Origin of the sequence: Prosthecobacter sp. (genome assembly GCF_029946185.1) — a bacterium.
Classification (GTDB): domain Bacteria; phylum Verrucomicrobiota; class Verrucomicrobiia; order Verrucomicrobiales; family Verrucomicrobiaceae; genus Prosthecobacter.
In genome coordinates this window covers 1-6046 of record NZ_JAQSEA010000244.1, presented here as the reverse complement: position 1 = coordinate 6046, position 6046 = coordinate 1, and the positions used below count along the sequence as shown (strand labels likewise).

General features: G+C 59.6%; 3 protein-coding genes and 1 tRNA gene. 1 reads left to right on the top strand and 3 read right to left on the bottom strand.

All coding sequences use genetic code 11. The features are described 5' to 3' along the window. Positions 1 to 261: 261 nt before the first annotated feature. The gene (locus PSV43_RS20290) at positions 262 to 1338 is read right to left on the bottom strand and encodes an ABC transporter ATP-binding protein (RefSeq protein ID WP_300201852.1); all 1077 of its coding nucleotides are present in this window, start codon (positions 1336 to 1338) and stop codon (positions 262 to 264) included. Between the two features lie 176 nt (positions 1339 to 1514). Between PSV43_RS20290 and PSV43_RS20285 the strand changes: the two genes are divergently transcribed. Beyond that, a tRNA-Pro gene (locus PSV43_RS20285) sits at positions 1515 to 1591 on the top strand. Between the two features lie 283 nt (positions 1592 to 1874). On the opposite strand, the gene PSV43_RS20280 is transcribed toward PSV43_RS20285, so the two are convergent. After that, positions 1875 to 4373, bottom strand: coding sequence for an autotransporter domain-containing protein (locus tag PSV43_RS20280; RefSeq protein WP_300201849.1), 2499 nt, complete (start codon positions 4371 to 4373; stop codon positions 1875 to 1877). 428 nt (positions 4374 to 4801) lie between these two features. Beyond that, positions 4802 to 6010 (bottom strand): MFS transporter, encoded by a 1209-nt coding sequence (locus tag PSV43_RS20275; protein WP_300201846.1) that lies wholly within the window; start codon positions 6008 to 6010, stop codon positions 4802 to 4804. Positions 6011 to 6046: the final 36 nt, after the last annotated feature.

Genomic DNA, 6046 nt, shown 5'->3' with positions numbered 1-6046 from the left:
CCCGGTCGACAATGCTCTCCAAAGCTCGGCGCCTTGTCCTAGATCCGCTACTGGGCGTTTCCTGACTCGCGCTATCCCATGGCGTTTTCGTCCTCCTCCAGGATGCCAGCGTCGCAAGAGAGGAAGAGCCAGCCGCGCTGACATTCCGTATTCCGCATTCCACATTCCGCATTCGTAGCGCCATGATCGAGGACGAGTTCGAGTAGGAGGACGAGGACGACGTCTGAATACGCCGCAGCAGGGTTATGAAGAAAGGCGTCTTCATTTGCGCAAAATCACCACATCACCCATCGCTGCCATGGCACGCACTTCATCCTCACCGGGCAGGCGGATGTCCTGCGGGTTGGTCTCGCAGACTTTCATCTGCGGACCGCCCTGCACCTGGATGAGGTACTGCACCGTGGCGCCAAGGTAAGTCGTGTCGATGATGTGGCCGGGGAAGCGGTTCGGGGAATCCAGCACGCTGCTAAACGTCAGCGCCTCAGGCCGGATGCTCAGCATCACCGGCTGGCCGCTGGCAGGCTGCCAGGTGGCGTCGGTGCGGCCACGCAGCACGCCGAAGGCGGTTTCCACATCGTAGAATCCCACGCGGCTGCTTTCGCGCAGGGCGCGCCCTTCCACAAAATTCGTCTCGCCGATGAACTCGGCCACCATGCGTGTCGCGGGATTGAGGTAGATCTCGGGAGCCGCACCCACCTGGATCAGCTTGCCGGCGTCCATGATCGCCATGCGGTCGGCCATGCTCAGGGCTTCATCGCGGTCATGCGTGACGTAGATCGCCGTGAGTCCATGCTGCTTGACGATTTGGCGAATCTCCGTGCGCATTTCCAGACGCAGCTTGGCATCCAGATTGGACAGCGGTTCATCCAGCAGCAGGCACTTCGGGCGGACCACCAGCGCGCGCGCCAGTGCCACCCGCTGCTGCTGGCCACCGGAAAGCTGCTGGATCTTGCGGGAGCCGAGTCCGTCCAGCTTGACCTGCTCCAGCGCTTCAGACACACGGTGCTCGATCTCCCGACGCGGGCGTTTGCGCTCCTCCAGCCCGAAGGCCACGTTTTGCGCCACGTTCAGGTGCGGCCACAGCGCGTAGCTTTGAAACATCATGCCCGTGCCGCGCTTGTGCGCAGGCAGGCGCGTCACGTCCTCGTCATCAAACCAGATCTTGCCCGCATCCGGCGTGTAGAATCCCGCGATGTGGCGGAGCAGGGTGGTCTTGCCGCAGCCGCTGGGCCCCAGCAGGAAGAACAATTCCCCCGCAGCGACCTGCAGGTCCACGCTGCTCAGCACGACACTGCCGCTGAATCGTTTGGTGAGTTCCTGGATTGTGATCGTGACCATGCGGAATTTGCTACGGTTCTACTTGAGCCGCAGTACAATGGCAAGCTTCGCAGACATTCTCACGAGAACTCAACATCGCAGTTGCAAAGCCTGCGGCTCTGTCCAAAATGCACGTCCTCTCGCCAACCGGCAGCCACCCCAAAGCGGCACCGCTGGAGAGAACGTCAAACCTAGGTCGGGCTGTAGTTCAGCCTGGTAGAACGCTTGCATGGGGTGCAAGAGGTCGTGAGTTCGAATCTCGCCAGCCCGACCACGGTTAACGACTGTTGCTGCAGGAGCAACCCAGCGCCGCAGCTTTATTTTCCTCAGGCCATCCCCGCCTGAAGTGCGCCATTCAAAGCCAGATGCTGAGAAAAACGACACCGCCTTGAGCAGTGCCGCGATCCGCCAACGGAAATGAGTTTTGCGAGGCGCTCTACTCGGGAACATGCCTGTTGGCTGAACTATGATGCCATTTGCATCGTCGTGGCATTCAAAGAAAACAGGCGGCACCTTGCGGCGCCGCCTGCTCAAGAGAGTCGGTTCTTGTCCTCTGCCTAGAACTTATACCCCAGGCGGACACTGACAAAGTGGGCCTCGAGATTATTGCGGAAGATCTGGTTCTGGTAGCTGAGCATGAGGCTCAACGCAGGATTAAACTCGAAGTTCACGCCGCCGCCGATGACCATGTAGTCCTGACCGGGAGACTGGTTGCCGCCGCTGGCGCTGAAGGGTGCGTTGAGGGCCTGCACGCTGGCGCCGTTGTTCTGCAGGTTCTGACGCTCGTAGCCGAGGCGCACCTGGGGGGTGATGTCTGCCCAGTTGGTCTGCAACTTCTTGGAGGCGGACCAGCCGACACGGGTGACGAGGGACTGAAAGGTCTGGCGGGCGTAGCTGAGCGCACCGACGCCACCGCCGGTCTCACTGTAACCGTCCACAGAGCCGTGCAGATAGTCGATGCCGGCAAAGGGGCCGGTGACGAAGGTGTTGTTCTGGAAGCGGAAGTTCCAGCCCGTGTTGTACTGCACGCTGTTGGTGTAGGCGTTGGTGCTGCCGGAGGCGGTGGGGAGGCCGAAACCGGGATTGCGTGAGGAGCCGAGGTCGTAGGCGCCAAAGCTGTAGAGCAGACTGCCCCAGAAGTTCTTACGCACATAGGAGACGTAGGTGGAGAGAGTCGGGCCTTCGAGGTCGAGGCTGCCGAGGCCGCCGGTGTAGGTCTGCGTGCTCTGCAGGAAGGTGGCGGCAAAGCCGACGGTGAGGCCGCGGGAAAGGTGCTTTTCAATGCCGACGCTGGAGGCCCAGGAGTCGATCTGCACGCCGGACTGGCTGCTGATGGGGCTGAGCTTCACGTTGCCGTAGTTCACGGTGGTGAAGATTTCCCATTCACGGCTGCGCTTGATGCGCCTGGCGATGGGGTTGTTCTCATCACCATCGCCCTGGCCCATCACCACGCCGTAGTCCAGGCTGGCGGAGATGCTGCCGTCTGACTCTTCTTCTTCTCCGCCGCCGGAGCGCAGATTGAAAAGGTGGCCATTGAGATCATTGGTGGCGGTTTGTCCTGCGGCAAGCAGGGCCTGGCCTCCGGCATTGGCAAAGGGGAGGCCGGATTGTGTGGCGGAGAGTTCCGGACGGTGATCGGTGATGCTGTAAATGCCGGTGCCCTGGTCAAAGCTGCCGGTGAAGCCGGAAGTCAGGCCGATCGCACTGTCATTGACGCTCAGCGTGCCGGTGATGCTGCCAGTTCCGCCGTTGAGGTTCACAAGCTGCCATTGGTCGCCGCCAGCAAAGCCGGTGAGGGTATTGGGATTGGCGATGACGAGTGTGCCGCCTGCGGTGGCATTGAGCGTGCCCACCAGGCTGAGTGTGTCTGCGGAGGTGGAAATGCCCGTATTGTTGCCGAGGCCTGCACCGGTGAAGACGTCCACCAGAATGGTGCTGGCGGCTCCCATGACCACGGAACCCAGGCCTGAGGTGCCAAGGGTCAGGACGGCGGCACCGGCGGCTGCACTGGGGTCTCCCACGCTGATGGCACCATTGGCCAGGATGGACTGGTCCAGGGCCATCTGCACGGTGCCTGCACCTGCCAGGGTGCCTGAGGCATCAATGGTGAGTGCTCCACCGCCCGCGAGGGTGACGCCGCTGTTCACGGAAAGCAGGCTGTTGATGGCGGTGGTGGTATTGACGGTGAGGGTCTGCGTGCCGGTGGTGGAGATGCCGGTGGAACTGTTCACTGTGAGGCTTTTGATGGTGAAGGCAGCATCGAGGTTGGTGTTGACCTGATTGGTCGCGCCGGTGGCGGCAAAGGTGACGTCATCAGCGGAGGTCGGCGTCAGCGGGGTGGTCGTGCCTGCGGCATCGCTGGCCCAGTTGTTGCCGCTCCAGTTGCCATTGGCTCCTCCCAGCCAGTGGGTGGCCGGCAGCCCCACAGAGTCTGCGGTGATGATGATGGAAAACAGCCGGATGCTACCGATGTCCTGAGAAAAGAAATCCTGCACTCCCAACTGCCAGAGACCATTGGCCAGTTCCCCATTGAATGTAGAGAGCGGATTGGCTGGCGAAAAGGTGCCGGTAAAGGGCGCACTGCTTGAAGTCAGCGAACTAATGCTCGTGGTACCGGTGTCGTCCAAGACCGTCTGAGCGAAGTTATTACCGCTGCCGCCGATACGGTTGATGATCAACACGGAGGTGGTGGCCGGCGAAATCAGGGAGATTTTCAGGTCATCCGTAAAGCTGTGGTCCAGACCGACGCCGGTGTTTCCTGCTAAAGTGGAAGGGACGCCATCAAAACGGAAGGTCACATGGGAGATGATGTCCGTGGCACCAAAGCCTGACACATTGATGGAAGCAAACGCTGGCGCACCCGGAATTGTACCAGACAGATCGCCGCCATCGGGGATGGCCACGGCAGGCCCGGTGTAGGAAAAGGTCAGCGTGGTGGAGGCCGTGGACAGGCTAGGGGCTGCCAGCAGAGCCAGAGCTGCACACGTACCTACTGCCATGCGGCGGGTGATGCGTGAGAAGAACTCAGATGGGGCAAATAGTGGATGTATAGGCATGAGGAGGAGCAGGTGGAGGCCATGGGAGTAACACAAAAAGGCAGCATAAATCGTTGATTTATAATGATATAAATCTGACTTTAACTTCTTATTCAGCTCTGAATCAAGTGCCTGGCCAAACACCTCAAACTGTAAATGACTGCGGACTGATTTGCCTTCTCTCGCGGGAAAGGCACATGAACCTGACGTCAATAAGCTCGAACTTCCTAAAGCAATATTTAAGACATAACAAGACAAAGATTAGGGATTTTTTCTCTGGGTTTGTAACAAAGAGCTTGGAATCACGTGTCATGTTTGACACGACAAACTGGGCTCTCACTCTCGCCCTCCGAGTCGGGGGGCGTCGTAAGGGCCGCTGCAGTGGTCTGGAGCGTGGAGGTTAAGACAAGTCTGCGCAGCATCACGGCGCGAGCGTCCTTCCTATCACCTCATGCCGCAGACGATTTCTTCGGCTCGCGGAAGAAGATCACAAAGACGACCAGCACGCTCACGGCGATCCACGCGGGCGTGGCCCAGATGGCGGACCAGTCGTGGGTGATGGCTCCATTCGGCGTGGCCAGTTTGTTCTGATCCATGAAATACCCGGCGAGGTAGGTGCCGACGAGCGAGCCAAAGCCCCAGAGGATGATGGCGATGAGGCCCTGCGCGGCTCCGCGTGTGCGCTCGCTGGCTTCGCTATCGACGTAGAGCTGTCCGGCGATGAAGAGGAAGTCGTAGCACACACCGTGCAGCAGGATGGCACCGAAGATGAGCACGGTGCCGCTGCTGGCTGCACTGGCGCTGAGCATGAAGTAGCGCACGACCCATGACAGGATGCCGAGGAAGATGGTCTTCTTGTAGCCGAGCTTTTTGAGCATCAGCGGCAGCAGCATCAGGAAGACGATGTCGGAGACCTGGGCCAGCGTCATCTTCTGCGCCATGTCCGCCCAGTTCAACTGCGTGAGGTAGGTGCCCATGTTCACGAAGTAGAAGTACAGCGGGATGCAGATGAGAAACATGCACAGGATGAAGATGGCAAAGGTGGGCTTCTTGAGCAGGGCAAGTGCATCCAGGCCGAGGACTTCGCTCAGCGGTACGTTCTGGCCTTTCTTCTTCGGCGGCGTGTGCGGCAGCGTTAGCGCGAACAGGCCAAACAGCAGCGAGGTGCCGCCAGCGACGTAGTATTGCAGCGCTGACTGCTCGGCTTTCAACTGACTGAGCACCACACCCCCGGCGATCCAGCCCACGGCGGAGAAAATCTTCACAAAGGGGAAGTCTTTCTTCGCGTCGGTCAGATGGGTCATGGAGATGGAATTGCCCAGCGCCAGTGTCGGCGCGTAGAGCGTGCAGTAGAGGATGAGCGTGGGATAGACGCTGCCAAAGGTCTTCAACTGCGGGATGTAGAACATCACCAGCCCTCCGGCGATGCCGAGCACCGCAATGATTTTCTCGGAGGCAAAAAAGCGGTCGGCGATCAAACCGACGATGAAGGGCGAGAGGATGGCACCCCACGCAAACGCACCATAAGTCGCGCCGATCTCGGTGCCGCTGAAGCCCAGTGTGCCGAGGTAGCTGCCCAGCGTCATGTACCAACAGCTCCAGATGAAGTACTGGAGAAACATGAAAATGGAGAGCTTGATCTTGAGGGTGGAGTGCATGGAGTGGTATATTGTGTAAGCTTATTTCATGCCATC